The following is a 25,592-nucleotide window of genomic DNA, read 5'->3' on the forward strand; positions in this document are numbered from 1 at the left end:
GATTACCTCGTGTGGCGGATGCGCGGATTCAGCACGCCGTACAGCAGGTCGACGACCAGGTTCACGACGATCACGAGCGTCGCGATCAGCAGGATGCCGCCCTGGACGACCGGATAGTCACGACGGCCGATCGCATCGATCAGCCACTTGCCGACACCGGGCCACGAAAAGAGCGTCTCGGTCAGCACGGCGCCCGCGAGCAGCGTGCCGATCTGCAGGCCGATCACGGTGACGACCGGGATCAGCGCATTGCGCAGCGCATGCACGACGACCACGCGCGCGGGCGACAGCCCCTTCGCGCGTGCGGTGCGGATGTAGTCCTCGCGCAGCACTTCGAGCATCGACGAGCGCGTCATCCGCGCGATCACCGCGAGCGGGATCGTGCCGAGCACGATCGCGGGCAGGATCAGGTGGCTGACCGCCGACTTGAACGAGCCTTCATCCGGCGCGAGCAGCGCGTCGATCAGCATGAAGCCCGTCGGGTGCGGGAAGTCGTATTCGACGGCGATGCGCCCCGACACGGGCGTCCAGCCGAGGTACGACGAAAACACCATGATGAGGATCAGCCCCCACCAGAAGATCGGCATCGAGTAGCCGGTGAGCGCGGTGCCCATCACGCCGTGGTCGACGATCGAGCCGCGCCGCAGCGCGGCGATCACGCCGGCCGGCAGCCCGACCGCGAGCGCGAACACGAGCGCGCACAGCGACAGCTCGACGGTCGCCGGGAAGCGCGCGAAGAACTCGCCGCCAACGCTCGTGTTGGTGATGATCGACGTGCCGAGGTCGCCATGCAGCGCCCGGCCGATGTAGTGGAGGTACTGCATGGGCAGCGGCTGGTCGAGCCCGAGGCGTTTCATCGCCTCTGCGTGCATCGCGGGATCGACGCCGCGCTCGCCCATCATCACTTCGATGGGGTCGCCCGGTATCAGGTGAATCAGCGCAAACGCCAGGATGGTGATGCCGATGAAAGTCGGAATCACCATGCCCACGCGGCGCAACACGAATGTGAACATGATGCGTCTCGTATTTTCTTGTGGGAAATGTGCGACCGGCGACGGGAAGCTTTTGGCCTCCCGCCGCCGGATGAATTAGCCGGTCTTCGCGACAGCTTACGACAGGCGTATTACTTCACGCCAACACCATCGAAGCGGACATAACCGAGCGGCTCGATACGCATGTCGACCACGTTCTTGCGCACCGGCTGGTACACCGTCGAGTTCGCGACCGGCGAGAACGGCAGCTGTTGCGCGAAGATCTGCTGAGCCTGCGTGTAGAGCTTCGTACGCGCGTCCTGGCCCGTCGTCGTGCGGCCCTTCTGGACCAGGTCGTCGAACGGCTTGTAGCACCAGTGCGAGAAGTTGTTGCCCTTGATCGCGTCGCAGCCGAGCAGCGTACCGAGCCAGTTGTCCGGATCGCCGTTGTCGCCCGTCCAGCCGATCAGCATCGTGTCCTGCTCGCCCGCGTGCGCGCGCTTGATGTACTCGCCCCACTCGTACGTGACGATCTTCGCCTTCACGCCGATCTTCGCCCAGTCGGCCTGGATCATCTCGGCCATCAGGCGGGCGTTCGGGTTGTACGCGCGCTGCACCGGCATCGCCCACAGCGTGATCTCGAAACCGTTCGGGAAGCCTGCCTTCGTGAGCAGCGCCTTCGCCTTCGCGGTGTCGTTCGGCGCCATCTTCAGGTTCTTGTCGTACGACCATTGGGTCGGCGGCATCGGCGCGGTAGCGGCTTGACCGGCACCCTGGTAGACGGATTCGAGGATCGCCTTCTTGTTGATCGCCATGTCGAGCGCCTGACGCACTTCGAGCTTGTCGACCGGCTTGTGCTCGACGTTGTACGCGAGGTAGCCGAGGTTGAAGCCTGCCTGCGACGGCATGTCGACGCCCGAATCGGCCTTCAGCGTCGCGATGTCGGCCGGACGCGGATAGCTCATCACCTGGCATTCGTTGCGCTTGATCTTCTGCACTCGCACGCCCGGGTCGGGCGTGATCGAGAAGATCAGCTTCGAGATCTTCACTTCGCCCTTCTTCCAGTAATCAGGATTGCCGTCGAATCGGATCGTCGCATCCTTCGTGTAGCTGCGGAAGATGAACGGACCCGTGCCGACCGGCTTCTGGTTGATGTCGGCGGCCTTGCCTGCCTTCATCAGCTGGTCGCCGTATTCGGCCGACAGGATCGACGCGAATTCCATCGCCATGTTCTGGATGAACGGCGCGTTCGGCTCGGCGAGCGTGAACTTCACGGTGTACGGATCGACCTTCTCGACCTTCGTGATCAGCTTGTCGAGGCCCATGTCGGTGAAGTACGGGAACGACACCGGGTATGCCTTGCGGAACGCCTGGTTCGGGTCGAGCATGCGCTGGAACGTGAACAGCACGTCGTCCGCGTTGAATTCACGCGTCGGCTTGAAGAAGTCGGTCGTGTGGAACTTCACGCCGTGGCGCAGGTGGAACGTGTACACCTTGCCGTCGGACGACACGTCCCACTTCTCGGCGAGGCCCGGCTCGACCTTCGTGCCGCCGCGCTCGAATTCGACGAGGCGGTTGTAGACGGTGAACGTGGCGGCGGTGAAATCGACGCCGGTCGTAAATTGCGCGGAATCGAAACCCGCCGGGCTGCCTTCTGAGCAGTAGACGAGAGTCTTGTTCGGGATCTGTGCGAATGCAGAACCCGCGACGCCGAGCGATGCCGCTGCCACGCCTGCAATGGCGGTAACACGCAGGGTGTGCAACAGACGGTTGTATTCCATGTTTCCTCCAGGTCTCCAGATCGGAACCGGCCCGCCCGGGGCCGGTGTACGCGGATATTACTTGAGCTAACGATGTGGCAACAAGCTGGAGAAAAAACTCTTCTATATGCCCGCGCGGGTTTTTGCCGATTTTTAGTGTGGGTAAAAAATGCGACAACGCGCGCGAGCGACAATTCCGTTCATCTCGCGCTAGTTTCGTTCGACGACTAAACAATTCGGGCGCGAACACGAAGGTTCGACACACGGTTTCCGCGCGTTCTGCAGCACATCATTGCGTTTTGCGAAACGATCCGATGACCGTCTTCAAATCGTCATGTCGTCATTTCGTCACGCAGGCGCGTCGAGGTCGGCACTGCGCGCGGGCACGAACGCGACCGCGACGATCGACAGCGCGATCCCGGCCATCACATAGTAGGTCGGTGCGAGCGGCGTGCCCGTGACCTTGATCAGCCACGTGACGATGAACTGCCCGAAGCCGCCGAACAACATCACCGCGACGTTGTACGCGATCGACAGCCCGGTCGAGCGCACGTTGGCCGGGAACAGCTCGGCGATCATCGCGCCGAACGGCCCGTAGTAGCCTGCGAGCGTGACCGACAGCACGGCCTGCACCGCGATCAGCCGCGCGATGCTCGGCGCCGCGTCGAGCCACGCGAACAGCGGGTACATCAGCACGAGCGTCAGCACCAGCGACCACAGCGACAGCCCCTTGCGGCCGATGCGGTCCGACCAGGCACCGGCGACCGGCGACAGCACCATCAGCAGCAGGTTGCCGACGATCACCGCGTAGAACGATTCCGCATAGGGCAGCTTCAGCTGCTTCACCGCGAAGGTCGGCAGATAGCTGATCAGCACGTAGATCGTCACCGTCAGCGCGATCACCGAGCCGAGCCCGCACAGCACCTCGCGCGGGTGGCGCGTGAACACGTCGCCGAGCGTCGCGCGGCGCGCGCTCTGCTGCGCATGCAGGAACGCTTCGGAATCGGCGAGATGGCGGCGGATGTAGAAGCCGATCGGGCCGATCACGAGCCCGAGGATGAACGGCACGCGCCAGCCCCAGCTGCGCAGTGCATCGTGCGACAGCCCGCGCGTGACGGCCGCGCCGACGAGCGCGCCGATCAGCAGCGCGGCCGCCTGGCTCGCCATCTGCCAGCTGCCGTAGAAGCCCCGTTTCGAGAACGGCGCGGCCTCGATCAGCAGCGCCGTCGCACTGCCGAATTCGCCGCCCGCGGAGAAGCCCTGCAGCAGCCGGCCCAGCACGATCAGGATCGGGCCGCCGATGCCGATCGCCGCATAGGGCGGCGCGACCGCGAGCAGGAAGATGCCGGCCGTCATCAACAGGATCACGAGCGACAGCGCGGCCTTGCGGCCGGCGCGATCGGCGTACAGCCCGAACACGATGCCGCCGATCGGGCGCATGAAGAACGCGACGCCGAACGTCGCGGTCGTCAGCAGCAGCGACGAATATTCGCTGGAGGTCGGGAAGAACAGCTCGGCGATCACGACCGTCATGAAGCCGAACACCGTGAAGTCGTACCACTCGAGCGCGTTGCCGATCACGGCGGCCGCCACCGCGCGCCGGTTCAGCGCACGCTCGGGCCGGATCGTTTTCGTTGAATTCGCAATCGTCGCCATGCGTGCCTCGTCCTCGTCAGTTCGCCGTGTCGGGCGGTGCGGCACACGGGTGCCCGCGGCGCGCTGGTTTGCAGCGAGTGTAGAAAGCGACGGAACCGTTTTCAAGCATTAAAAAACGCCCGCCATCTTTCGATGGCGGGCGTTTTGCGGTTTTCGCCACAATGCGGCATCGCACGATGCCGCACGGGGCTCAACCCATCTTCGAGAAGGCGCTGCACCAGCCCTTCGCCGACACCTGCTTGCCGGGAAAGGCGCCGCACGGGCCGGAGGCCGAGCCCTTCTTGCCCTGGTACAGCATGCAGGCCGCGCAATCCTGGCCCGCTGCGTATTTCGGGTACTTCGTCTTGTCGACCTTCGTGGCATCGGCCTTGTAGCCGAGCGCCACTGCGGTCGGATCGGTTTCCGACAGCATCGGCGCATCAGCCAGCGCTTCGCGCGACAGCGCCAGCGCGGACACGGCACCAATGCTCGTAATCAGGAAACTCCGACGGGATGTTTTCATGGGGGACTCGCTCCAACGTTATTGGTTTGAAAGCTGTTCCAGGGTCTGTCTACCGATGGAACACGCATGCGAAGGCCCGAAATCGCTCGTCCCCCAAGGGGACTTCCTTGCGGGGCGCAGGGCAAGGAGGGAGGAGCGCCGTTTGGCCGAGCCAAACAAGCGACGACCGACGCCGCCATGCGGGCGATTTCGGGCCTTCCCGTGGAAACGATACCGATTAGGGGTTGCCCCGAGAAGGGCCGCTCGCCGCGGTGCGCTCCTTGCGAATACGTCCAGTATTCGCGGCGTCGCGCGCCTCGCGAGCGGCCCTTCTCGGGGCAACGCATGCGTGTTCCATCGGTAGACAGACCCTGTACAGCCGATCGACAGAATAACGCTCAAGCGAATAAATGTGCGCGCCGAAATTCCGGAGATAAGGAAATTCACACGGCCGCCACGTGGCCGCAACCTGGCCGACACACGCCCGCTACACGCCCGCCACGTCAGCGGTACGCCGCCATGTCGCCCACGCGCTGCGCGAGCGCAAGCGACGCGGTGAGCCCCGGCGACTCGATGCCGAACAGGTTCACGAGCCCGCGCACGCCATGCTGCGCGGCGCCCTGCACCATGAAATCGGCCGGCGGCTCGCCGGGGCCCGCGACCTTCGGCCGGATGCCCGCGTAGGCCGGCTGCAGCGCGTCGTCGGGCAAGCCCGGCCAGAAGGCGCGAATCGACGCGTAGAACGCGCTCGCGCGTGCGGGATCGACTTCGTAGCGCAGCGCATCGACCCATTCAACGTCGGGGCCGAAGCGCGCCTGCCCGCCGAGATCGAGCGTCAGGTGCACGCCGAGCCCCGCGCGGTCGGGCATCGGGTAGATCAGGTGCGAGAACGGTGCACGGCCCGACAGGCTGAAATAGTTGCCGCGCGCGAGATAGAGCGGCGGCACCCAGCGCGGGTCGAGGCCGCGCGTGCGGCGCGCCAGCGCCTGCGCACCGAGGCCCGCGCTGTTGATCACGCAGGCGGCCTCGATCTCGGCGGGCGCGTCGCCGCCCGTGCGCACGACGAAGCGCCCGCCGCGCAGCACGTCGATCGATTCGACCGGGGCTTTCAGCGCGCACACGGCGCCGTCGCGCTCCGCATCGCCGAGCAGGGCGAGCATCAGCTGGTGACTGTCGACGATGCCGGTGGACGGCGAGAACAGCGCCTCGACGCATTCGAGCGCAGGCTCGAGCGTCTGCGCCTCGACACGCGTGAGCGGCATCAGGTCGAGCACGCCGTTTTCGGTCGCGCGCGCGGCAATCGCTTTCAGCTGCTTCACCTGCGCCGGGCTCGTGGCGACGAGCAGCTTGCCGGTGCGCCGGTGCGGCACGTGATGCGTCTCGCAGAATTCGTACAGCAGGTCGCGCCCGCGCACGCACGACATCGCCTTCAGCGACCCGCGCGGATAGTAGAGCCCCGCATGGATCACTTCGCTGTTGCGCGAACTCGTCCCCGTGCCGATCGCATCGGCGGCCTCGAGCACGAGCGTTTCACGCCCGCGCGCGGCCAGTTCGCGCGCAATCGCAAGACCGACGACGCCCGCGCCGATCACGACACAATCCATCTGCTCCATGACGTTTCGCGCCGCTCGCGCGTCGAGGGGAGAGAATAGAATTGTACGTCCCGGTTCTCCCGCTTGCCGAAGGTCGTGCAGCGTATCGCGACGACGCCGTGCATGACGTACGACGCACGGCATGACACACGGCACTGCACGGCGCGCACGCCGCCGCGGCCGTGCGCGCGCCGCTCGTTCAGAAGCCGATCGGCCGGCGCTTCGCGGCGCCCTCGTCGGCCCGGATGTCGCGCGGCCCGATCGCGTCGCGCCCGTCGAGCCGCGCAGCGCCGAATGCGTGCAGCAGCGCGCGGCGCATCGTGCGCGGCGGGGTCGCGGCCAGCACGTCGAGCGCGTCGTCGCCAAGGGTATCCGGGAAGCGCCGCCCCCACGCATGCGACGTGCGGATCTCGTCGTAGATCGTCTGCGCAATCCGGCGCGCGCCGGCCGCATCGGGCGGTTCGATCTCGTACACGTTCATCCGGTTGAGCAGCGGCTCCGGAATCGCGTGCGCCTCGTTCGCGGTCGCGATCCAGATCACGTTGCCCGCATCGATCGGCACTTCCGCGAATTCGTCGATGAACGCGCGCGCGGTGTCGTGCTCGAGCAACGCGTACAGCGCGCCGAGCGGATCGTATTGCGCATCGCTGCCGGCCTTGTCGATCTCGTCGACCGCGATCACCGGATTCGCGTAGCTGCCGTTCACGAGCGCCTCGAAAACCTTGCCGGGCTTCGCGTTCTTCCATTGCGACGACGCACCCGACAGGATCCAGCCGGCCGTCAGCGAACTCATCGGCACGTAGTGGTACGCGGTGCCGAGCAGTTGCGCGAGCGCCTTCGCAAAATGCGTCTTGCCGATGCCCGGGGGCCCGAGCAGCAGGATCGGCATCAGTTCGAGCCGGTCGTCCGTTTCGAGGCACAGCGCGACCTGCTTGCGCACGTCGTCGAGCGGCTCGGCGAAATTGGGCAATGCCTCGCCGAGCGCGTCGAACGACGGCATCCGGTTCGGCTTCACGCAGAAGCGCAGGTTGCCCGTCTTGAGCATCCTCTCGTAGGTGGCGCGCAGTGCGTCGCTCGCGCTCTCGTTCAGGTCACTCAGCGCCGTCTCGACCTGCTCGAGGTCGTACACCGTGCTGAAGGACGCCACCGCCAGTTCCTGTTTCACCATCGCCGTCGTCATACCAACCTCGCTGCCGCTTGCCGTCACACGACCATCAGACCCTTACGATTTCAGTGTAGCGATCCCGCATCCCTGCGCAAGCAAGCAGCCACGCGCGTCTGCTGCTAACACCCGCGCGCGCTGCACGCCGGCGCACCGCGGCGTATGATCGTCGGTTCACCCATCCGCCGCTCCGGCCTTGGCCGACGGCGCCCGCGCGGCGCGTCGGCCCCCGTCCCGAAGGTATGCCGATGTCCGTCCCCACTGCTTCCCCGTGCGCCGATGCCGATGCGATCGGCGCCGTCGACGCGGCGCTCACGTCGCGCCGCGCGATCCGCGCGTTCCTGCCGACACCGGTGCCGCACGACACGCTCGAGGCGATCCTCGAAGCCGCGAGCCGCGCGCCGTCGGGCACCAACATCCAGCCGTGGCGCGTGTACGTCGCGACGGGCGCCACGCGCGATGCGCTCGCCGCCGCGCTCACCGCGGCGCACGACGATCCCGCGCGCGACGAGAAATACGTCGCCGAGTACGACTACTATCCGCGCGAATGGGTGTCGCCGTATATCGACCGGCGCCGCAAGGTCGGCTGGGACCTGTACGGCCTGTTGAACATCGGCCGCGACGAGAAGGCGCGCATGCATGCGCAGCACGCGCGCAACTTCCGTTTCTTCGATGCGCCGGTCGCGCTGTTCTTCACGCTCGACCGCGTGATGACCCACGGTGCATGGCTCGACTGCGGGATGTTCCTGCAGGGCGTGATGACGGCCGCGCGCGCACGCGGGCTCGATACCTGCCCACAGGCCGCGTTCGTGCCGTTTCACCGGATCGTCACCGAACACCTCGGCATTCCCGCCAACGAACAGTTGGTCTGCGGCATGTCGCTCGGCCATGCGGACCCGGACGCGATAGAGAACCGCCTCGTCACCGAGCGTGCGCCCGTCGCCGAGTTCGCGCGTTTTTTCGCTTGAAAACGCATGACGCGGCCCTACCTTTCGAACAGGACCGCATCGTGCGGCGCCCCTGTCGCCGCGCGTCCTGTCACATCGCGATCGAAATCGATCGGGCGTAAGATGTGCGTCCGTTCCCCGCTATTGCGCGTTTCCGGAGACGTTTCATGCTGAAACACGGCCTGGCCGTCCTGCTCGCGAGCGTCGCGCTCGCGGCCCATGCGCAGAGCCCCGCGCCGGCCTCCGTCGCGTGGGAGATCCAGGTGGTACGCGACGGTCAGACCATCGACACGTTCCAGCAGCGCACCACCGTGGGTCAGACCCGTACCGATACCCATCGCTACCCTTCCGCCGTGCCGGTCGGCTGCGGCAACGCCGCGCGCGTCGTGCCGACCGAGCGCTCGCGCTCGGTGACGGTCGCGCCGCTCACCGTCGATGCCGGCGCGAACACGGTGTCGCTCGCGCTCGACGTGCAGGAAACGCTCGACGACGAAAACGCCACGCGCAGCGATCCGTGCGTGCCCGCGTCGCCGCGGCAAATCGTCGCGAGCCACCCCGGCCTGACGGTCGGCAGCGACGCGTGGACCGACTGGACGCTCGTCGAACAGCGTCCGCACCTCGTGTACCGCGTGCGTGCGCACGTCGCGAAGGATTGAGCGTCATGTCCGCCGACGCCCTGTCCCTGCCGTTCGCCGAACCGCACGCCGCACCCGACGAAATCACCGCGGTGAGCTGGAACCTGCACAAGGGCCGCTCACCGCTCGGCTTCACCGCGTGGAACGCGATGCGCAACTGGATGCAGTCGACGCACGCCGACGTCTATTTCCTGCAGGAAGCGATGGCGCGCCGCATGCCGCGCCCCGTGCTCGCGCCCGGCTTCGGCGCGCCGATGGACGACGCGGTCGACGACGTATGGCACTGCCAGGCCACCGAGATCGCGCATGCACTCGACTGGCAGATCGCGCTCGGGCCGAACGTGTTCAAGCCGTCGTGGCGGCATGGCAATGCGATCCTGTCGCCGCATCCGCTCGACCTCGGCGGCCGCTGGGACATCTCGGCGCACCGCTTCGAGCGGCGCGGGCTGCTGGTCGCGCGCGCGACGCTCGCGGGCGCGCGACCGGTCACGCTGCTGTGCGCGCACCTCGCGCTCACGCGCGCCGCGCGGCTGCGCCAGATGCACTGGATCGCGCACTGGATCGTGCGCAATGCAGGCGACGGCCCGCTGATGCTCGCCGGCGACTTCAACGACTGGCGCAACGATTCGGTCGCGCTGTTCGGCGAGATCGGGTTGTCCGAGGTCGCGACACTGCTCGGCGAATCGGGCCGCACGTTCCCCGCGTTCTCGCCGGCGCTCGCGCTCGACAAGATGTTCGTGCGCGGGCTGACCCCACTCGAATGGCGCGCACCGTCCGGCGAGGCCGCGTGGCTGTCGGACCACCTGCCGTACATCGCGCGCCTGCGCCTCGATCCGCAATAACGACCGCGATACGACCACCGTAACGGCCGCGATATCGACCGCGATCGCGAGTCGATCACGGCCGCGGTCCCACGCGGCCAAAGCGCGGCCGTGCGGCGCGCGCTACATTAACGGCTTGCCCATTCCTCCCGCGCCCGCCGCCGGGCCGCGCCGCCATGACCTACCTGCCGATCCTGCTGCAAATCGCCGTCGTCTATCTCGTCGCGGCGATCACCCCCGGCCCGAATTTCTTCATGATTTCGCAACTGTCGCTCGCTGGGCGACGCAGCCTCGGCGCCGCGTCGGCGCTCGGCGTCGGCACCGCGTCGGTCGCCTGGGCGACGCTCGCGATGCTCGGCCTCGCGGCCCTGTTGCACCAGGTCGAATGGCTGTACGAGGCGATCCGGATCGGCGGCGCCGTGTACCTCGTGTATTTCGGCTTCAAGCTGCTGCGCTCGGGCGTGCGCCGCGACGCGGCGCCGGCTGACGCGCCCGACGAACGCGTGCCGCTGGCCGCGCCGCACGCGCGCGACTACCTGCGCGCGTATCGCAGCGGCCTGTTCACGTGCCTGACGAACCCGAAATCGTGCGCGTTCTGGACCAGCGTGTTCGCGGCGATGCTGCCCGCGCACGTGCCGCTGTGGTTCAACGGCGCGGTGCTGGTGACGATCGGCGTGCTGTCGGCCGGCTGGTATTCGTGCGTCGCATACCTGTTCGCGAGCCCGCGCGCGCAACGCGGCTACCGGCGCGTGCGGCGCCCGCTCGACGCGCTGTGCGGCGTGGCACTCGTCGGCCTCGGCGCGAAGCTCGCGGCCGAGCGCTGAAAAAAACGAAAGCAAATTGAAATGATTCGTTGCGCCAAATCCGCGCAGGCGCGGGGGTCAAGCCCGCGATCCGCGCCAACAGGGTAAAATAACGAGTTCCTCAATCGCCTGTCATCGAGAAGGCGCGTGTCCGACGCGCCAGCCGGCCGATCCGCGATCGGGCCGCCGCACTCGGTTTTTTTGCCCGTTTTTGGGCCCGTTACTCGCGTTCGCCACGCGCGTCCGTTTTCAAAGCCATGAGCAAATACGACACCGCCACCGTCCAATCCGTCCATCACTGGACCGACACGCTGTTCAGCTTCACCTGCACCCGTGAGGCGAGCCTGCGCTTCAACAACGGCGAATTCACGATGGTCGGCCTCGAAGTCGACGGCAAGCCGCTCGCGCGCGCCTACTCGATCGTCAGCCCGAACTACGAAGAGCATCTCGAATTCTTCAGCATCAAGGTGCAGAACGGCCCGCTGACGTCGCGCCTGCAGCACCTGAAGGTGGGCGACACGGTGCTGATCGGCAAGAAGCCGACGGGCACGCTGGTCGCCGACAACCTGCTGCCGGGCAAGACGCTGTGGATGCTGTCGACGGGCACGGGCCTCGCGCCGTTCATGTCGATCATCCGCGATCCGGACATCTACGAACGCTTCGACAAGGTGATCCTGACGCATACATGCCGCCTGAAGGGCGAACTCGCGTACATGGACTTCATCAAGCACGACCTGCCGGGCCACGAGTACCTTGGCGACATCATCAAGGAAAAGCTCGTCTACTACCCGACGGTCACGCGCGAAGCGTTCGACAACGAAGGCCGGATCACCGACCTGATCGCGACGGGAAAGCTGTTCACGGATCTCGACGTCCCGCCGTTCTCGCCGGAAAACGACCGCGTGATGCTGTGCGGCAGCACCGCGATGCTGAAGGACACGACCGACCTGCTGAAGCAGGCCGGCCTCGTCGAAGGCAAGAACAGCGCACCGGGCCACTACGTGATCGAGCGCGCATTCGTGGACTGATCGATCCCCGAATTTGCGCGTCATCAAGAACCGGAGCGAAAGCTCCGGTTTTTTTTCGTCCCTACTTGGCGAATTCGTAACAAATTGGGATCATCCCATCTCAATTAGTTACATTTGGATACGTCATCGTCCGGTGCTCGGGTGTCAGTGTTTTTCCTACAACACGTTCATTCCGATTATTCACATTTACCCTTAAATGTCCGCCCGACATGACCTTTTCAGAAATTTTGAGATATTATTCGGCGCGCGTGGTTGCCGTTCGGATGAGAGTGGAAGGGTCGGATGCAAGTGTTACAAGACGTAACTTTTGTTACCTCGGCAGGGGGCGATTCTCTGGCGGCGACCGTCTTCGAAACGGCAGCCGATCCACGCAGCCAGCCGGTGTCTGAACCGCTTTCTGACAGCAGGGAGAGTCATGGATACGTCGCTTAACGCGCCTTTGGGCGCCCACGCCCCGTTCCCGTCGCAACAGCTCGTGCCGGGCTGCGCCGCGACTCCGCCCATTGCCGACGCCGCGTCGAAACGCGACGCCTCCGCCGCGCGGATCGCAGCACTGTCTGCCCAATTGCTCGCCGCCGACGAAGCAGCCCGCCGCCACCTGGCCGGCGAGTTGCACGACGGGCTCGGCGCCGAACTCACCGCTGCGCGTTTCGCGCTCGCAAACGTTCAAACGTGGCTGCCGGCCGATGCGCCGGACGGTTGCCTGCGCGCGCTGGAGCTGGCGCAGCAGGCGCTCGACGCCGCGACCGACGCGAATCGCCGGCTGATCGACGAGCGCGACACGCCGGCGCTCGACGCGGGCGTGGTCGGCACGTTGTCGTCGTGGGTCGATACCCATGCGGCACGCACGGGCCTGCGCACCAGCTTCGTATGCGCAGCCGACGCGCGCCTGACGCAGATCTCCGGCGCCAGCGCGCTCGCGGTGTTCCGCGTCGCGCAGGAAGCGCTGTCGAACGTCGCGAAGCACGCACGCGCGAGTTCGGTCGACGTGCGGATCGCCACCGACGGCACGCATCTGTCACTGATTGTCTCCGACGATGGTACCGGTTTCTCCCGGAGCCGCCGCACCGGCTATGGTCTCGCCGGCATGCGCGCCCGCTGCGAGGCGTTCGGCGGCAGCTTCGAGACGGCCGCACCGGAAACCGGCCATGGCACGCGCGTCACCGCGCGCTTCGCTTGGGACTCGCTGCTCGCGGTGCCCGTCGCGGCCCGCCGCGCGTCGCTTTCGTGAGGTCGTCATGAGCCTGAACATCCTGCTCGTGGACGATCACGCGATCGTCCGGCAAGGGATCCGCCAGTTGCTGATCGACCGCGGCGTCGCACGCGACGTCACCGAGGCCGAGAACGGCGGCGACGCGATGGCCGCCGTCGACAAACAGGAATTCGACGCGATCCTGCTCGACATCTCGCTGCCGGACACGAACGGCATCGAAGTGCTCAAGCGCCTCAAGCGCAAGCTGCCGCGCACGCCGGTGCTGATGTTCTCGATGTACCGCGAGGATCAGTACGCAGTACGCGCGCTGAAGGCCGGCGCCGCCGGCTACCTGTCGAAGACGGTCAACGCTGCGCAAATGATCGGCGCGATCCAGCAGGTCGCGGCCGGCCGCAAGTACGTGAGCCCCGCGATGGCCGAGGCGCTCGCCGAATACGTGTCGTTCGAGAACGAGCCGCTGCCGCACGAGAAGCTGTCCGACCGCGAATACCAGACGCTCTGCATGCTCGCGTCGGGCAAGCGGCTTACCGACATCGCGAACACGCTGTCGCTGTCCGTGAAGACGGTGAGCGTGTACCGGTCGCGGCTGCTCGAGAAGATGCGGCTGTCGAACAACGCGGAACTCACGTTCTACGTGATGAGCAACCGGCTCGTCGACATGGCGCCTTCGGCCGGCGCCTGATTTCCCCGCCCGACCCGATGCGTCCGATCCAGCGACGCGGCGCATGCCGCGCCGCTGTCCACTGCCGCCCCGCCGCCCCTCCTTTTGGTGCGCAAGCACTTGTTTTATCGGACTATTTCGCGGCACATCGCTGCACCGCAGCGGGTCTTGCGCGCCAAATCGGCTAAAATTGCGGGTTTTCACTCAGTCAGCGCTACCGCGCCCGCGCGCGCTGGCGATTCATCCGCAATGTCTCTCTTCCGCAAGAAAAACGTCGATCGCATGATCGCCGGCGCGCATGCCGCCGGGCTCAAGAAAGCGCTCGGCGCGATCGACCTCACCTTCCTCGGCATCGGCGCGATCATCGGCACCGGCATCTTCGTGCTGACCGGTACCGGCGCCGTGCAGGCCGGCCCCGCGCTGATGCTGTCGTTCGTGATCGCCGCGATCGCGTGCGGCCTCGCCGCGCTGTCGTACGCGGAATTCGCGTCGACGATCCCCGTCGCCGGCTCGATCTACACGTACTCGTACGCGACGCTCGGCGAGCTCGTCGCGTGGATCATCGGCTGGGACCTGATGCTCGAATACGGCCTCGCGTCGTCGGCCGTGTCGGTCGGCTGGTCGGGCTACCTGCAGTCGCTGCTCCAGGGTTTCGGGCTGACGCTGCCCACGGTGCTGACGGCCGCGCCCGGCGCGGTGCCGGGTGTCGTCACGTGGTTCAACCTGCCCGCGTTCCTCGTGATGATCGTGATCACGACGCTGCTGTCGATCGGCATCCGCGAATCGACCCGCATCAACAACATCATGGTGTTCATCAAGGTGTCGGTCGTGCTGCTCGTGATCGCGGTCGGCGTGTTCCACGTGACGCCCGCGAACTGGAAGCCGTTCATGCCGCACGGCTGGAACGGCGTATTCGGCGCTGCGGCCGTGATGTTCTTCGCGTTCATCGGCTTCGACGCGGTGTCGTCGGCCGCCGAGGAAGTCAAGAATCCGAAACGCGACCTGCCGATCGGCATCATCGCGTCGCTCGCGGTGTGCGCGGTGCTGTACGTGACGGTCGCCGCGGTCGCGACCGGCATCGTGCCGTCGGCCCAGTACGCGAACATCTCGCACCCGATCTCGTACGCGCTGCAGGTTGCCGGCGAGAACTGGGTGGCAGGCTTCATCGATCTCGGCGCCGTGCTCGGCATGCTGACCGTGATCCTCGTGATGAGCTACGGCCAGACGCGCGTGATCTTCGCGATGTCGCGCGACGGGCTGCTGCCGGCGATGCTGTCGCGCGTGCACCCGCGCTACGCGACGCCGTTCCTGACGACCTGGCTCGTCGGCCTGTTCTTCGGGCTGATCGCCGCGCTCGTGCCGCTCAACGTGCTCGCCGAGCTGATCAACATCGGCACGCTCGCGGCGTTCTCGATGGTGTCGATCGCGGTGCTCGTGCTGCGCCGCACGCACCCCGACCTGCCGCGCGCGTTCCGCTGCCCTGGCGTACCGGTCGTGCCGATCCTCGCGGTCGCATCGTGCCTGTTCCTGATGCTGAACCTGCAGCCCGTCACGTGGGCCGCGTTCGGCATCTGGCTCGTGATCGGCCTCGTGATCTACTTCCTGTACTCGCGTCACCGCTCGAAGCTCGCGCACGGTCACCACGACGCGCACTGAGCGCCACCGTGCCGCACGCGGCACGGTGCGCACCTGCGGGGCCGGATACCGGCCCCGCCTCCTCCCCCTCCCTTCCATCGCCCGTCACGCCGCCGCGTTGCGTTTCCCGCAACGATGCGCGCGGCAATTCCCATTCTCACCGATCGTTTTTCGAATACCGATATATTCGATTCCGATCAGCATATTAATCGATTAAAAATGTAATTCGATTGAATTGAATATGAATAGAACAAAATAATCTCGCGATCGATGTTGAACTCTTGCATTCGCCAAACTAGTATTCAGGTCGGCCGAGCGAACACACCCGCCCAGCCCAGATCAGACGGGGAAGACGCCGCAGCGTGAGCGCGGCGCGATGCAATCGATTTCATCGAATAGCATTTTAATTAAACAGAAATTCATTGCCAATTCACAAACGAATTTTCAGCATCTTTTTAATTAAAAAAATTAAAACCGGGTAACCCGGTCGCTGGTATTGAATTGCCTCCGCCCGGAGGCATGTCGCTGCACCTGTCCGAAGTTCAACAAGAACCAGAGAGGTCTGTTATGAGCAATACATTGGTCAACGTCACGGCGAAAGTCGAAATCAGCGCGGCCAACCAGACGATTGCGGGGCTCAGGGATTATCAGAGCAAGAACTGGGCGATCGGGCTGAACGGGGATACGCTCGCGCCGGACGGTTTCCTGACGTTCTTCACCGAACGCAACCTGCCGTTCAGCTACTACGTCCGCGCGCGTGGCGTCTCGGTCGGCGAGCCGAGCGCGTACCAGGCCAACATCGAGACGCTGACGCAGCACATCGCCGCGATTCGCGCGTCGGAGACGAACCAGGTCCAGGCGACGATCCGCGAGCTCGAGCTGTACAAGTCGCGGAACTGGGCGATCGGCCTGAACGGCACGACGCTGCAGCCGGACAATTTCCTGCCGTTCTTCGGCACCCGCTCCGTGCCGTTCGAGTACTACGTGCGCAGCGGCGGCGTCGAGCTTGGCACGTCGAGCGCGTATGACAACAACATCCGCAACCTGACGCAGTACCTGGGCTCACTCTGACGCATCGCCCCGCCGGGCGGGTGCATCCGCCCGGCAACCTGCCGACGGCCCGGTACGGGCCGTCCTGCCAGCCTTCCCCGCCGCACCGCGTCTCCCTTCCCCGTTTTTGCGCCTTCCCCACTGACTGCACGCTTGCCGCGGCCGGTTCATAATCGCGCCATCGAACGGCGGCCCGCATCGGCGGGCGCGCCCGGCAACAGGAAGAAGATGATGGAAAGCGTCGATCTCGATGTATTGAAATCCAGCGCGCGCTGGCTCGAAGAAGGGCGCCGTGTGCTGCTCGTGACGGTCGTGAAGACGTGGGGCTCGTCGCCCCGCCCCGAAGGCGCGATGCTCGCGGTACGCGAGGACGGGCTCGTGGTCGGCTCCGTGTCCGGCGGGTGTATCGAGGACGACCTGATCGCCCGCGTGCATGCGAGCGGAATCGCGGCCGACGCGCGCCCGGAAGCGCTCAAGTACGGCGTGACGGCCGAGGAAGCGCATCGCTTCGGGCTGCCTTGCGGCGGCACGATCCAGCTCGTGCTCGAACCGCTCACGCGCGACAGCGGGATTGCCGCGCTGTGCGCGGAAGTCGAGGCCGGGCGCCTCGTCACGCGCACGATGACGCTCGCGACGGGCCGCGCATCGCTGTCGCCCGCGCAGGCAGCCGACGGGCTCGCGTTCGACGGCGAGCGGCTCGTCACGATCCACGGGCCGCGCTACCGGATGCTCGTGATCGGCGCCGGCCAGTTGTCGCGCTATCTGTGCCAGATCGCGGTCGGGCTCGACTACCAGGTGACGGTGTGCGATCCGCGCGAGGAATACACGGATGCGTGGGACGTGCCGGGCACGCGCGTCGTGCGCACGATGCCCGACGATACGGTGCTCGACATGAACCTCGACGCGCGTTCGGCCGTGATCGCGCTCACGCACGATCCGAAGCTCGACGATCTCGCGCTGATGGAGGCGCTGAAAACACCCGCCTTCTACGTGGGCGCGCTCGGTTCGCGGCGCAACAACGCGGCACGGCGCGAACGGTTGCGCGAATTCGACCTGAACGAAGCGGAGCTGGGCCGGCTGCACGGGCCGGCCGGCATCTACATCGGCAGCCGGACGCCGCCGGAAATCGCGATCTCGATCCTCGCCGAGATCACCGCCGCGAAGAACCACGTGTCGCTGCCGACGATCCTGCAGGTCGAGGGCGCGAAGGCCGCGCGCGAGATCGCGGCGAACAGCGGCGCGGCCTGCGGCCTCTGATCGGCGCGCGGTCGCACCGGATACGCGGCCGCAACGAACGAAGCGGACGAAGCCGACGAAGTTGACGAAAGGGCACGCGCCGGCACCAGGCCGGCGCGGTCGCCGATCAGGTCAGGCCGGCGGCAAGCGCCGCAGCGACCGAACCGACCACCAGCACGACGCCGACCGTGCGGCGCTTGTTCAGCTCGGTCCACAGCAGCACGCCGGTCAGCGACAGCAGGATCAGCGAGCCCGCGATCGTGTCCATCAGCAGCACCCAGCCGAGATTCATCCCGACACCGCGATGCAGGTTGTTCAGCGTCGTCAGGAACGTGTTGCCCGTGCGCTTCACCGATACGTAGCCGTTGCCGACCCAGTATTCGGCCTGCAGGTTCTGATGCGGGCCGAACAGGCCCATCTGCCAGTGCTCCGGCTGCATCACGCGCTTGTCGCCCCACGCAACGGGCTGTGCGGCCTCCTTGCGCATGCGGCCCGGCTTGCCGTCGAAATGCAGTTCGTGCTGCAGCCATTTCGTCATCGCGGCGGGCGTCTTCGGTGCCGGATCAGGCAGCGCGATCTGCATCTCCTCGACCTGCGGCTCGCCCGTCGAAATCTTCAGCGGCGGCGCGCGGTGGTTAAGCAGCACGCCCGTCACGCCGAACAGCAACCCGAGCACCGCGCCCCACAGCCCGACCCAGCCGTGCACCTTGCGCAGCCACTTGATGAAGGTCGCGCGGCGCGAGCGCTGGCGGCGCGCAGCCAGTTCGTCGTCGCTCAGCGGGCGGGCCGCCGGGTGCAGCACGGTGACGCCCGCGCGGGAAGTACCCGTCCTGGGCGGATTGATCGTTTCGGGCGCGTTCACGCGAAAGGTTCCATTCGTTCAAAACAACGGGCGGCGCGCAGAGAGTGCGCGCCGCCCGAGCAACATGAAAATGAGAATGGATATCATTACACAAATTAATTGCCGACTCAATCCGCCCGGGTACGCAGCGACAAGCCTGACAAAAGCGGAATTGCGGACGAAGCGCGCGTGTTGCGCCACGATGCCGGCCGATAGACGAAGAATGTCTACGAAATGACCTTGCAAGGCCAGGACAGCATTTCGTAAGAAGTCGCGTGACGCCGGGCGATTCAGCGCAGCGGCGGCAGCGGAAAGCGCGGTGCGGTGTCGTCAGGCGCGGGCTCGGTTCGGTCGAGCGCGTACAGCCATGCGAGCAGATCCGCGACCGCCTGGTAGAGCTGCGGCGGAATCCGGTCGTCGAGGTCGACCTGCATCAACAGCGACACCATCTCCGGTGCCGTATGCACGTACAACCCCGCATCGTGCGCGCGCGCGACGATCATCTCGGCGAGCACGCCGTAGCCCTTCGCGACCACGCGCGGCGCCGCATCGCCGCCCTTCGGGTCGTAGACGAGCGCGGCCGCGCGCTTGCGGGACGTCATGCTCATTGCAGCGCCTCGTCGTCGACATCCGGCGCACGCGTCGCCGGGCCGCCGGCCGAACCGCGCGCATACGCGGCGGCCGCCGCCTGGGCTGCAAACAGGTCGAAGCCGTCCGGGCCGTCGTCGACCGCGCGGATCGACAGCCCGCCCACCCGCAGCCCCGACACCTCGAGCCGCTGTCGCAGCGCAGCCTCGTGCCGTGTGAGACGGTCGGCGCCCGTCTGGTTCGCACGCAGCCGCGCGACCAGTTGCGTGCCGTTCAGCACCAATTCCGCGTCGACCGTGCCGAGCGACGGCAACGTCAGCGTCAGGCGCGTGCGCCATGCGATGCCGTCGCCCACGCCGTCATCGCCGCGCGGCGCGCGGCTGCCCGGATCGTCCGGCTCGATCGTCCAGTCGAGCCGCGCGCCGGGCCACGCCTCGCCCGTCCAGCGGAACTGGTCGGTCGCGAGCGCGTCGAGCTGCTGCCTGACGAGCGGTACGGCGGCCGGATGCACGGGCGCCAGCGTCTGCGCCTGGGAGTCGGACGAGGCGGCGGCCAGTTCGGCCCGCGCGGGCGTCCCGCGCGCATCGGGGCGCTCGCCGAGCAGGTCGAACGTATCGGGAGGCAGCGTCGCACCTTGCCGCGCGCCCGCCGGCAAGGCCTGCGCGGGATCGCGAGCCGACGCGCCGCCCTGGGCCGGCGTGCCCGGCTGCGCCGTCGCCCGCGCGGGCGCGGGCAGCGGTGGCCGTTGCGCGAGCAGCTCGTCGAGCACGTCGGTCGAGCCGTGCTGCGCGGCATCCGGGTCGGCCGGCGCGAGCGCGGCCGCGAGGCGCGCCTGCGGCTCGCGCATCAGTGCCGCGAGCGGGCGCTGGCCGGCCAGCCATTGCGCCAGATGGGATTCGTAGAAAAGACCGCTTTCGCTCACGGCCTGCGCGAGCGCTGCGCGCAGCGCCGCGACCGGCAGGGCCGCGGCCGCGTCACGCGTCGCCGCTGCGGACGACGCCGCGGTGGAGGCAGACGTGGAAGACGCCGCCGGATCGGAGGCGGCCGGCGCGCGGGCCGGCACGGCCGTGTCGGTCAACAGCACGGTGGGATCGGCCAGCAGCGGCACGCGCCCGGCAATGGCCGGCGTCGAGTCGCCGCCGGCCCGCGAGATCGCGTCGAGCACGCGCCCGACGTCGGACAGTGCGGTCTGTGTGGAGGCTGGCGGCGCGGCGGGCGGGCTGCCGGCCGAAGGCGAAGATGGCGCGCCGGTGCCCGGCGTGCCGACCTGCGAGGTCGCGCCGCCGCCGGCGGGCGCCGACACGGTGCCGGTCAGCAAGCTGTCGAGGCGGCTCGCCAGCAGCGCGGCCGCAACGGAGTCGATACCGGTCATGATCGGAGCCTGCTCACCTCAGCCACATCGTTGCGAATCCGGGAACGGCACACCGGTGCCGCTCGCGGGAACTGCGCGCCTGCCGCAACGGGCTCGTGCGCCCCCGCGCCCGTTTCCCCGGAAACGGACCCTACCCGCGCGCGCGGTAGAGATCGGTCAATACCTTGGTCGAGCGCCGCGCCTCGAACAGCGCGGACAGCCGCGCGACGTCCGGGCTCGCGAGATCGCGGATCGCGGCGTCGTCGGCCAGGATGCGGCGGATCAGGTCGAGCTTGCGGCCGAGATCCGATTCGTCGAGCACGACGCCCGGATCGGCCTCCTTCAGCCCGTCGACAAGCTGCATGAATTCGGCCTGCAACCCCGGCAACGCGCTCCAGTCGGCGCTGCGGGCGGCGCCCAGCATCCGGCCCGACACGGCGGCGAGCGCCTCGTAACGTGCGAAGTATTCGGCCTTGCGATTCATCGTGATGCTTCCACTGCCTGTTGCGCGGCCATCCGCGCGACCTCCGGGGCGATCCCCGTCCATGCTTCCTCGAGCGTCGCGAGCAGCCCGTCGACCTCGACCAGCATCGCGTCGCTCGCCTGTGCGTTCGCTTCCAGCAGACGCCGGCCGATATACGCATACAGCGCGTCCAGCCGCTCCGCGATCTCGCCGCCCGCGTCGCGGTTCAGCGACGCCTTCAGCCCGCTCTCGACGATCCGGATCGCCTTGCCGATCGCATCGCCGCGCGCGGACACATTGCCCTGCTGCAAATGCAGGCGTGCCAGCGCAACCGCCTGCCGCGCGCCCTGGTACAGCATCGCGATCAACCGGTGCGGGGAGGCGCCCATCACCCCCGTCTCGACGCCGACACGCGCGTAGGCATTGGCTCCAGCGTGTCCTGGGGAAAACATGCGCATCTCCTTGTTATGCCTTGGCTATACGGGAACCGCCGTCGTGCATCGCACGACGCGGCCTTCACCGGAGTTATCGGAAGGGATTTGGAAAGCTTTAGGCAAGCCGGGCCTGCCGCCAGGCGCCGAAGGCGCCGGCCAGCGCGGAGCCCTTCCCTGAATAACCCTGTCCGGATGGCCGTCCCCGGATGCCCGTTGCCGGATGCCCGTCGCGTCAGACCGACATCTGCGAGATTTCGTTGTAAGCGCTCACCAACTTGTTGCGGACCTGGAGCCCGAACTGGAAGCCGATGTTGGCTTTCTGCATGTCGACCATCACGTCGTTCAGCGACACGTTCGGCGCCCCGACCTCGAATGCCTGCGCCTCGCCGAGCGCGTGCTGCTGGTCGCCGCTGATCTTGTCGAGCGACGCCTTCATCGCGCTCGCGAACGTGCCGGCCGTCGCCGCGCCCGAGCCGGCCAGCGCTGCCGTCGGGCTCGCGACGCCGCCGGACGCCTGCGCGGCCATCGACTGCATCTGTTGCAACACCGAACCGATTCCGCTGACGTTCGCAGTCATGCTGTCCCCAAAACTGAGAGAAGTGCCCCGGAGCACCGGGTGTTTCCGCCGGCGCCGCACCACGCGCACCATGCCGGATCGCGAAAAAGGATAGCAGCGTGACGCGCGTCAAAGCCGAGAAAGTACGGGGGAAACCCCGCTCTTTTCGGTCGATCGGAGTAGGGCCCGGGTCACGATAATCGCATCGTGTCATTGTCCGCCCGCTCGTCCGAGCGAGCTCAGTCGTCCCGCTCCGGAGAAACTCGACGCATGGATTCGCAGGCCAACTCGCTGATCAATCCCGACGCCCGCGCGGGCCTCGCCAGCCCGGCGCCCGGCGCCGCCGCGGCCGCCGCGATGCCGGGCGTGGGTGGCGCCGGCGCGGACTTCGGCCTCGGCGGCTTCGCGGAACGCATTCCCGGCATCTCGCGGATGAAGGGCAACCCGAAGCTGCCGTTCCTGATCGCCGTCGCGTTCGCGGTCGCCGTGATCACCGCGCTCGTGCTGTGGAGCCGCGCGCCCGACTACCGCGTGCTGTACAGCAACCTGTCGGACCGCGACGGCGGCGCGATCATTGCCGCGCTCCAGCAGGCAAACGTTCCCTACAAGTTCGCCGATGCCGGCGGCGCGATCCTCGTGCCGTCGAACCAGGTGCATGAAACGCGCCTGAAGCTCGCCGCGATGGGGCTGCCGAAAGGCGGCTCGGTCGGCTTCGAGCTGATGGACAACCAGAAATTCGGCATCAGCCAGTTCGCCGAACAGATCAACTACCAGCGCGCGCTCGAAGGCGAGCTGCAGCGCACCATCGAATCGATCAACGCCGTGCGCGGCGCACGCGTGCATCTCGCGATCCCGAAGCCGTCGGTGTTCGTGCGCGACAAGGAATCGCCGAGCGCGTCGGTGTTCGTCGACCTTTACCCGGGCCGCGTGCTCGACGAGGGCCAGGTGCAGGCGATCACGCGGATGGTGTCGTCCGGCGTGCCCGACATGCCCGCGAAGAACGTGACGATCGTCGACCAGGACGGCAACCTGCTGACCCAGACCGCATCGGCATCCGGCCTCGACGCCAGCCAGCTCAAGTACGTGCAGCAGGTCGAACACAACACGCAGAAACGCATCGACGCGATCCTCGCGCCGATCTTCGGCGCGGGCAACGCGCGCTCGCAGGTCAGCGCGGACCTCGATTTCTCGAAGATCGAGCAGACGTCGGAAAGCTACGGCCCGAACGGCAATCCGCAGCAATCCGCGATCCGCAGCCAGCAGACCAGCAGCGCGACCGAACTCGCGCAGGGTGGCGCGTCGGGCGTGCCGGGGGCGTTGTCGAACACGCCGCCGCAGCCGGCGTCCGCACCGATCGTCGCCGGCAACGGCCAGAACGGGCCGCAGACGACGCCCGTGAGCGACCGCAAGGACCAGACGACCAACTACGAAGTCGACAAGACGATCCGCCATCTCGAGCAGCCGATGGGCAGCGTGAAGCGGCTGTCGGTCGCGGTCGTCGTCAACTACCAGCCGGTCGCCGACGCGAAGGGCCACGTGACAATGCAGCCGCTGCCGCCCGCGAAGCTCGCGCAGGTCGAACAGCTCGTGAAGGATGCGATGGGCTACGACGAGAAGCGCGGCGACTCGGTGAACGTCGTGAACAGCGCGTTCTCGACCGCGAGCGACCCGTACGCCGACCTGCCGTGGTGGCGCCAGCCCGACATGATCGCGATGGCGAAGGAAGCCGCGAAGTGGCTCGGCATCGCGGCGGCCGCGGCGGCGCTCTACTTCATGTTCGTGCGCCCGGCGATGCGCCGCGCGTTCCCGCCGCCCGAGCCGGTCGCGGCGGCGCTCGCCGCGCCGGAAGATCCGGTCTTGCTCGACGGCCTGCCGGCACCGGTCAAGGCCGAGGAACCCGACTCGCTGCTGCTCGGCTTCGAAAACGAGAAGAACCGCTACGAACGCAACCTCGACTACGCGCGCACGATCGCCCGCCAGGATCCGAAGATCGTCGCCACCGTCGTGAAGAACTGGGTGTCCGATGAACGCTGAAGGCTTGACCAAGAGCGCGCTGCTGCTGATGTCGATCGGCGAGGAAGAAGCCGCGCAGGTATTCAAGTTCCTCGCGCCGCGCGAGGTCCAGAAGATCGGCGCCGCGATGGCCGCGCTGAAAAATGTCACGCGCGAGCAGGTCGAGGACGTGCTGCAGGAATTCGCGAAGGAAGCGGAGCAGCACACCGCGCTGTCGCTCGATTCGAGCGACTACATCCGCTCGGTGCTGACCAAGGCGCTCGGCGAGGACAAGGCCGGCGTACTGATCGACCGCATCCTGCAGGGCAGCGACACGAGCGGCATCGAGGGCCTGAAGTGGATGGACTCGGGTGCGGTGGCCGAACTGATCAAGAACGAGCATCCGCAGATCATCGCGACGATCCTCGTGCACCTCGACCGCGACCAGGCGTCGGAAATCGCGTCGTGCTTCACCGAGCGGCTGCGCAACGACGTGATCCTGCGGATCGCGACGCTCGACGGCATCCAGCCGGCCGCGCTGCGCGAGCTCGACGACGTGCTGACGGGCCTGCTGTCCGGCAGCGACAACCTGAAGCGCAGCCCGATGGGCGGCATCCGCACCGCGGCCGAGATCCTGAACTTCATGACGAGCGTGCATGAGGAAGGCGTGCTCGAAAGCGTGCGCCAGTACGACGCCGAACTCGCGCAGAAGATCATCGACCAGATGTTCGTGTTCGAGAACCTGCTCGACCTCGAGGACCGCGCGATCCAGATGGTGCTCAAGGAAGTCGAGTCGGAAACGCTGATCATCGCGCTGAAGGGCGCGCCGCCGGCACTGCGCCAGAAGTTCCTCGCGAACATGTCGCAGCGCGCGGCCGAACTGCTCGCCGAGGATCTCGACGCGCGCGGCCCGGTGCGCGTGTCCGACGTCGAGGCGCAGCAGCGCCGCATCCTGCAGATCGTGCGCAACCTGGCCGAGAGCGGCGCGATCGCGATCGGCGGCAAGGCGGAAGACGCGTATGTCTGATTCGGCGAGCGATCGCGCGGGCACCCTCACCGCCTACCAGCGGTGGGAGATGGCGTCGTTCGACCCGCCGCCGCCCCCGCCGCCGCCCGACGACGCGGCAGCGGCCGCCGCCGCGCTCGCCGAGGACCTGCAGCGCGTGCGCGACGCAGCGCACGCCGAAGGCCATGCGGCCGGCCACGTCGAAGGCCAGGCGCTCGGCTACCAGGCCGGTTTCGAACAGGGCCGCGAACAAGGATTCGAAGTCGGCCAGGCCGATGCGCGCGAACAGGCCGCGCAGCTCGCGGCGCTCGCCGCGTCGTTCCGCGAGGCCGTGTCGAGCGTCGAGCACGATCTTGCCGCCGACATCGCGCAGCTCGCGCTCGACATCGCGCAGCAGGTCGTGCGCCAGCACGTGAAGCACGACCCGGCCGCGCTCGTCGCGGCCGTGCGCGACGTGCTCGCGGCCGAACCCGCGCTCGCCGGCGCGCCGCATCTCGCGGTGAATCCGGCCGATCTGCCCGTCGTCGAAGCCTATCTGCAGGACGATCTCGATACGCTCGGCTGGAACGTGCGCACCGACGCGTCGATCGATCGCGGCGGCTGCCGCGCGCACGCCGCGACCGGCGAGGTCGACGCGACGCTGCCCACGCGCTGGCAGCGCGTCGCCGCCGCGATCGGCAAGGTGAGCACGTGGTGACGCGGCCGCCCGA

25 protein-coding genes are annotated in these 25,592 nt (G+C 67.3%); 13 read left to right on the forward strand and 12 right to left on the reverse strand.

The window, feature by feature from the left end:
- Positions 1-2: 2 nt before the first annotated feature.
- The 6 genes from ACPTTF_RS16490 to ACPTTF_RS16515 all read right to left on the reverse strand — a co-directional run bounded on the left by ACPTTF_RS16490 (position 3) and on the right by ACPTTF_RS16515 (position 7,640).
- A complete protein-coding gene (locus tag ACPTTF_RS16490) occupies positions 3-1,013 on the reverse strand; it encodes an ABC transporter permease subunit (protein WP_166962557.1) in 1,011 nt (336 codons plus the stop codon).
- A 110-nt stretch (positions 1,014-1,123) separates the two neighbouring features.
- Positions 1,124-2,752 carry an ABC transporter substrate-binding protein gene (locus ACPTTF_RS16495; RefSeq protein ID WP_423371768.1) on the reverse strand — a complete coding sequence of 543 codons (1,629 nt, stop codon included), beginning with the start codon at positions 2,750-2,752 and terminating at the stop codon, positions 1,124-1,126.
- A gap of 327 nt (positions 2,753-3,079) precedes the next feature.
- A complete protein-coding gene (locus ACPTTF_RS16500; RefSeq protein ID WP_166962553.1) occupies positions 3,080-4,387 on the reverse strand; it encodes an MFS transporter in 1,308 nt (435 codons plus the stop codon).
- Positions 4,388-4,577: 190 nt separating this feature from the next.
- On the reverse strand, positions 4,578-4,889 hold the full coding sequence (locus tag ACPTTF_RS16505) for a high-potential iron-sulfur protein (protein WP_021163765.1): 312 nt from the start codon (positions 4,887-4,889) through the stop codon (positions 4,578-4,580).
- Positions 4,890-5,371: 482 nt separating this feature from the next.
- Positions 5,372-6,481 (reverse strand): NAD(P)/FAD-dependent oxidoreductase, encoded by a 1,110-nt coding sequence (locus tag ACPTTF_RS16510; protein ID WP_166962550.1) that lies wholly within the window; start codon positions 6,479-6,481, stop codon positions 5,372-5,374.
- 178 nt (positions 6,482-6,659) lie between these two features.
- A complete protein-coding gene (locus tag ACPTTF_RS16515; protein WP_166962547.1) occupies positions 6,660-7,640 on the reverse strand; it encodes an AAA family ATPase in 981 nt (326 codons plus the stop codon).
- 230 nt (positions 7,641-7,870) lie between these two features.
- Here ACPTTF_RS16515 and ACPTTF_RS16520 point away from each other — a divergent pair, with 230 nt between their 5' ends.
- From ACPTTF_RS16520 to ACPTTF_RS16565, 10 genes are all read left to right on the forward strand, one after another.
- Positions 7,871-8,590: a nitroreductase gene (locus ACPTTF_RS16520; RefSeq protein ID WP_166962544.1), complete on the forward strand. Its 720-nt coding sequence runs from the start codon at positions 7,871-7,873 to the stop codon at positions 8,588-8,590.
- Positions 8,591-8,736: 146 nt separating this feature from the next.
- The gene (locus ACPTTF_RS16525; RefSeq protein ID WP_423371769.1) at positions 8,737-9,225 is read left to right on the forward strand and encodes a hypothetical protein; all 489 of its coding nucleotides are present in this window, start codon (positions 8,737-8,739) and stop codon (positions 9,223-9,225) included.
- A gap of 5 nt (positions 9,226-9,230) precedes the next feature.
- Positions 9,231-10,046, forward strand: coding sequence for an endonuclease/exonuclease/phosphatase family protein (locus ACPTTF_RS16530; protein ID WP_039354781.1), 816 nt, complete (start codon positions 9,231-9,233; stop codon positions 10,044-10,046).
- Between the two features lie 155 nt (positions 10,047-10,201).
- The gene (locus ACPTTF_RS16535) at positions 10,202-10,849 is read left to right on the forward strand and encodes a LysE family translocator (RefSeq protein WP_423371770.1); all 648 of its coding nucleotides are present in this window, start codon (positions 10,202-10,204) and stop codon (positions 10,847-10,849) included.
- A 236-nt stretch (positions 10,850-11,085) separates the two neighbouring features.
- Positions 11,086-11,856, forward strand: coding sequence for a ferredoxin--NADP reductase (locus tag ACPTTF_RS16540; RefSeq protein WP_011353501.1), 771 nt, complete (start codon positions 11,086-11,088; stop codon positions 11,854-11,856).
- 415 nt (positions 11,857-12,271) lie between these two features.
- Positions 12,272-13,087, forward strand: a complete 816-nt coding sequence (gene rqpS, locus ACPTTF_RS16545) for a quorum system sensor histidine kinase RqpS (RefSeq protein WP_166962535.1) — start codon at positions 12,272-12,274, stop codon at positions 13,085-13,087.
- 7 nt (positions 13,088-13,094) lie between these two features.
- Positions 13,095-13,751, forward strand: a complete 657-nt coding sequence (gene rqpR / locus ACPTTF_RS16550; protein WP_423371771.1) for a response regulator transcription factor RqpR — start codon at positions 13,095-13,097, stop codon at positions 13,749-13,751.
- A 228-nt stretch (positions 13,752-13,979) separates the two neighbouring features.
- Entirely contained in the window at positions 13,980-15,386 is a 1,407-nt protein-coding gene (locus tag ACPTTF_RS16555; RefSeq protein WP_423371772.1) for an amino acid permease, read from the forward strand.
- A 546-nt stretch (positions 15,387-15,932) separates the two neighbouring features.
- Positions 15,933-16,436, forward strand: a complete 504-nt coding sequence (locus ACPTTF_RS16560; protein WP_423371773.1) for a hypothetical protein — start codon at positions 15,933-15,935, stop codon at positions 16,434-16,436.
- A 210-nt stretch (positions 16,437-16,646) separates the two neighbouring features.
- Positions 16,647-17,672 (forward strand): XdhC family protein, encoded by a 1,026-nt coding sequence (locus tag ACPTTF_RS16565; RefSeq protein WP_166962523.1) that lies wholly within the window; start codon positions 16,647-16,649, stop codon positions 17,670-17,672.
- Between the two features lie 106 nt (positions 17,673-17,778).
- On the opposite strand, the gene ACPTTF_RS16570 is transcribed toward ACPTTF_RS16565, so the two are convergent.
- The 6 genes from ACPTTF_RS16570 to fliE form a co-directional block, all read right to left on the reverse strand.
- Entirely contained in the window at positions 17,779-18,513 is a 735-nt protein-coding gene (locus ACPTTF_RS16570; protein ID WP_423371774.1) for a PepSY-associated TM helix domain-containing protein, read from the reverse strand.
- Between the two features lie 269 nt (positions 18,514-18,782).
- A complete protein-coding gene (locus tag ACPTTF_RS16575; protein ID WP_166962517.1) occupies positions 18,783-19,100 on the reverse strand; it encodes an EscU/YscU/HrcU family type III secretion system export apparatus switch protein in 318 nt (105 codons plus the stop codon).
- Entirely contained in the window at positions 19,097-20,452 is a 1,356-nt protein-coding gene (locus tag ACPTTF_RS16580) for a flagellar hook-length control protein FliK (RefSeq protein WP_423371775.1), read from the reverse strand. Before ACPTTF_RS16580 ends, ACPTTF_RS16575 begins: the two co-directional genes overlap by 4 nt.
- 130 nt (positions 20,453-20,582) lie before the next feature.
- Positions 20,583-20,915, reverse strand: a complete 333-nt coding sequence (locus ACPTTF_RS16585) for a flagellar protein FliT (RefSeq protein ID WP_166962512.1) — start codon at positions 20,913-20,915, stop codon at positions 20,583-20,585.
- Positions 20,912-21,346 carry a flagellar export chaperone FliS gene (gene fliS, locus ACPTTF_RS16590; protein ID WP_166962509.1) on the reverse strand — a complete coding sequence of 145 codons (435 nt, stop codon included), beginning with the start codon at positions 21,344-21,346 and terminating at the stop codon, positions 20,912-20,914. The genes ACPTTF_RS16585 and fliS overlap by 4 nt, the downstream gene beginning before the upstream one ends.
- 214 nt (positions 21,347-21,560) lie before the next feature.
- On the reverse strand, positions 21,561-21,905 hold the full coding sequence (fliE, locus tag ACPTTF_RS16595; RefSeq protein ID WP_166962506.1) for a flagellar hook-basal body complex protein FliE: 345 nt from the start codon (positions 21,903-21,905) through the stop codon (positions 21,561-21,563).
- 249 nt (positions 21,906-22,154) lie between these two features.
- Here fliE and fliF point away from each other — a divergent pair, with 249 nt between their 5' ends.
- From fliF to fliH, 3 genes are read left to right on the forward strand one after another with little or no spacing between them, the layout of a single operon-like run.
- The gene (fliF, locus tag ACPTTF_RS16600) at positions 22,155-23,918 is read left to right on the forward strand and encodes a flagellar basal-body MS-ring/collar protein FliF (RefSeq protein ID WP_423371776.1); all 1,764 of its coding nucleotides are present in this window, start codon (positions 22,155-22,157) and stop codon (positions 23,916-23,918) included.
- The gene (gene fliG / locus ACPTTF_RS16605; protein ID WP_423371777.1) at positions 23,908-24,903 is read left to right on the forward strand and encodes a flagellar motor switch protein FliG; all 996 of its coding nucleotides are present in this window, start codon (positions 23,908-23,910) and stop codon (positions 24,901-24,903) included. Before fliF ends, fliG begins: the two co-directional genes overlap by 11 nt.
- Positions 24,896-25,579, forward strand: a complete 684-nt coding sequence (gene fliH, locus ACPTTF_RS16610) for a flagellar assembly protein FliH (protein WP_166962496.1) — start codon at positions 24,896-24,898, stop codon at positions 25,577-25,579. Before fliG ends, fliH begins: the two co-directional genes overlap by 8 nt.
- The last annotated feature ends 13 nt before the right edge of the window (positions 25,580-25,592 follow it).

This window comes from Burkholderia crassaminum, from assembly GCF_964265005.1.
Classification (GTDB): Bacteria; Pseudomonadota; Gammaproteobacteria; order Burkholderiales; family Burkholderiaceae; genus Burkholderia.

What these genes read in the sequence shown, in the direction of transcription:
- ACPTTF_RS16490 (WP_166962557.1), bottom strand. Translation starts at nt 1,013, where the DNA reads ATGTTCACATTCGTGTTGCGCCGCGTGGGCATGGTGATTCCGACTTTC.
- ACPTTF_RS16495 (WP_423371768.1), bottom strand. Translation starts at nt 2,752, where the DNA reads ATGGAATACAACCGTCTGTTGCACACCCTGCGTGTTACCGCCATTGCA.
- ACPTTF_RS16500 (WP_166962553.1), bottom strand. Translation starts at nt 4,387, where the DNA reads ATGGCGACGATTGCGAATTCAACGAAAACGATCCGGCCCGAGCGTGCG.
- ACPTTF_RS16505 (WP_021163765.1), bottom strand. Translation starts at nt 4,889, where the DNA reads ATGAAAACATCCCGTCGGAGTTTCCTGATTACGAGCATTGGTGCCGTG.
- ACPTTF_RS16510 (WP_166962550.1), bottom strand. Translation starts at nt 6,481, where the DNA reads ATGGAGCAGATGGATTGTGTCGTGATCGGCGCGGGCGTCGTCGGTCTT.
- ACPTTF_RS16515 (WP_166962547.1), bottom strand. Translation starts at nt 7,640, where the DNA reads ATGACGACGGCGATGGTGAAACAGGAACTGGCGGTGGCGTCCTTCAGC.
- ACPTTF_RS16520 (WP_166962544.1), top strand. Translation starts at nt 7,871, where the DNA reads ATGTCCGTCCCCACTGCTTCCCCGTGCGCCGATGCCGATGCGATCGGC.
- ACPTTF_RS16525 (WP_423371769.1), top strand. Translation starts at nt 8,737, where the DNA reads ATGCTGAAACACGGCCTGGCCGTCCTGCTCGCGAGCGTCGCGCTCGCG.
- ACPTTF_RS16530 (WP_039354781.1), top strand. Translation starts at nt 9,231, where the DNA reads ATGTCCGCCGACGCCCTGTCCCTGCCGTTCGCCGAACCGCACGCCGCA.
- ACPTTF_RS16535 (WP_423371770.1), top strand. Translation starts at nt 10,202, where the DNA reads ATGACCTACCTGCCGATCCTGCTGCAAATCGCCGTCGTCTATCTCGTC.
- ACPTTF_RS16540 (WP_011353501.1), top strand. Translation starts at nt 11,086, where the DNA reads ATGAGCAAATACGACACCGCCACCGTCCAATCCGTCCATCACTGGACC.
- rqpS (WP_166962535.1), top strand. Translation starts at nt 12,272, where the DNA reads ATGGATACGTCGCTTAACGCGCCTTTGGGCGCCCACGCCCCGTTCCCG.
- rqpR (WP_423371771.1), top strand. Translation starts at nt 13,095, where the DNA reads ATGAGCCTGAACATCCTGCTCGTGGACGATCACGCGATCGTCCGGCAA.
- ACPTTF_RS16555 (WP_423371772.1), top strand. Translation starts at nt 13,980, where the DNA reads ATGTCTCTCTTCCGCAAGAAAAACGTCGATCGCATGATCGCCGGCGCG.
- ACPTTF_RS16560 (WP_423371773.1), top strand. Translation starts at nt 15,933, where the DNA reads ATGAGCAATACATTGGTCAACGTCACGGCGAAAGTCGAAATCAGCGCG.
- ACPTTF_RS16565 (WP_166962523.1), top strand. Translation starts at nt 16,647, where the DNA reads ATGGAAAGCGTCGATCTCGATGTATTGAAATCCAGCGCGCGCTGGCTC.
- ACPTTF_RS16575 (WP_166962517.1), bottom strand. Translation starts at nt 19,100, where the DNA reads ATGAGCATGACGTCCCGCAAGCGCGCGGCCGCGCTCGTCTACGACCCG.
- ACPTTF_RS16580 (WP_423371775.1), bottom strand. Translation starts at nt 20,452, where the DNA reads ATGACCGGTATCGACTCCGTTGCGGCCGCGCTGCTGGCGAGCCGCCTC.
- ACPTTF_RS16585 (WP_166962512.1), bottom strand. Translation starts at nt 20,915, where the DNA reads ATGAATCGCAAGGCCGAATACTTCGCACGTTACGAGGCGCTCGCCGCC.
- fliS (WP_166962509.1), bottom strand. Translation starts at nt 21,346, where the DNA reads ATGTTTTCCCCAGGACACGCTGGAGCCAATGCCTACGCGCGTGTCGGC.
- fliE (WP_166962506.1), bottom strand. Translation starts at nt 21,905, where the DNA reads ATGACTGCGAACGTCAGCGGAATCGGTTCGGTGTTGCAACAGATGCAG.
- fliF (WP_423371776.1), top strand. Translation starts at nt 22,155, where the DNA reads ATGGATTCGCAGGCCAACTCGCTGATCAATCCCGACGCCCGCGCGGGC.
- fliG (WP_423371777.1), top strand. Translation starts at nt 23,908, where the DNA reads ATGAACGCTGAAGGCTTGACCAAGAGCGCGCTGCTGCTGATGTCGATC.
- fliH (WP_166962496.1), top strand. Translation starts at nt 24,896, where the DNA reads ATGTCTGATTCGGCGAGCGATCGCGCGGGCACCCTCACCGCCTACCAG.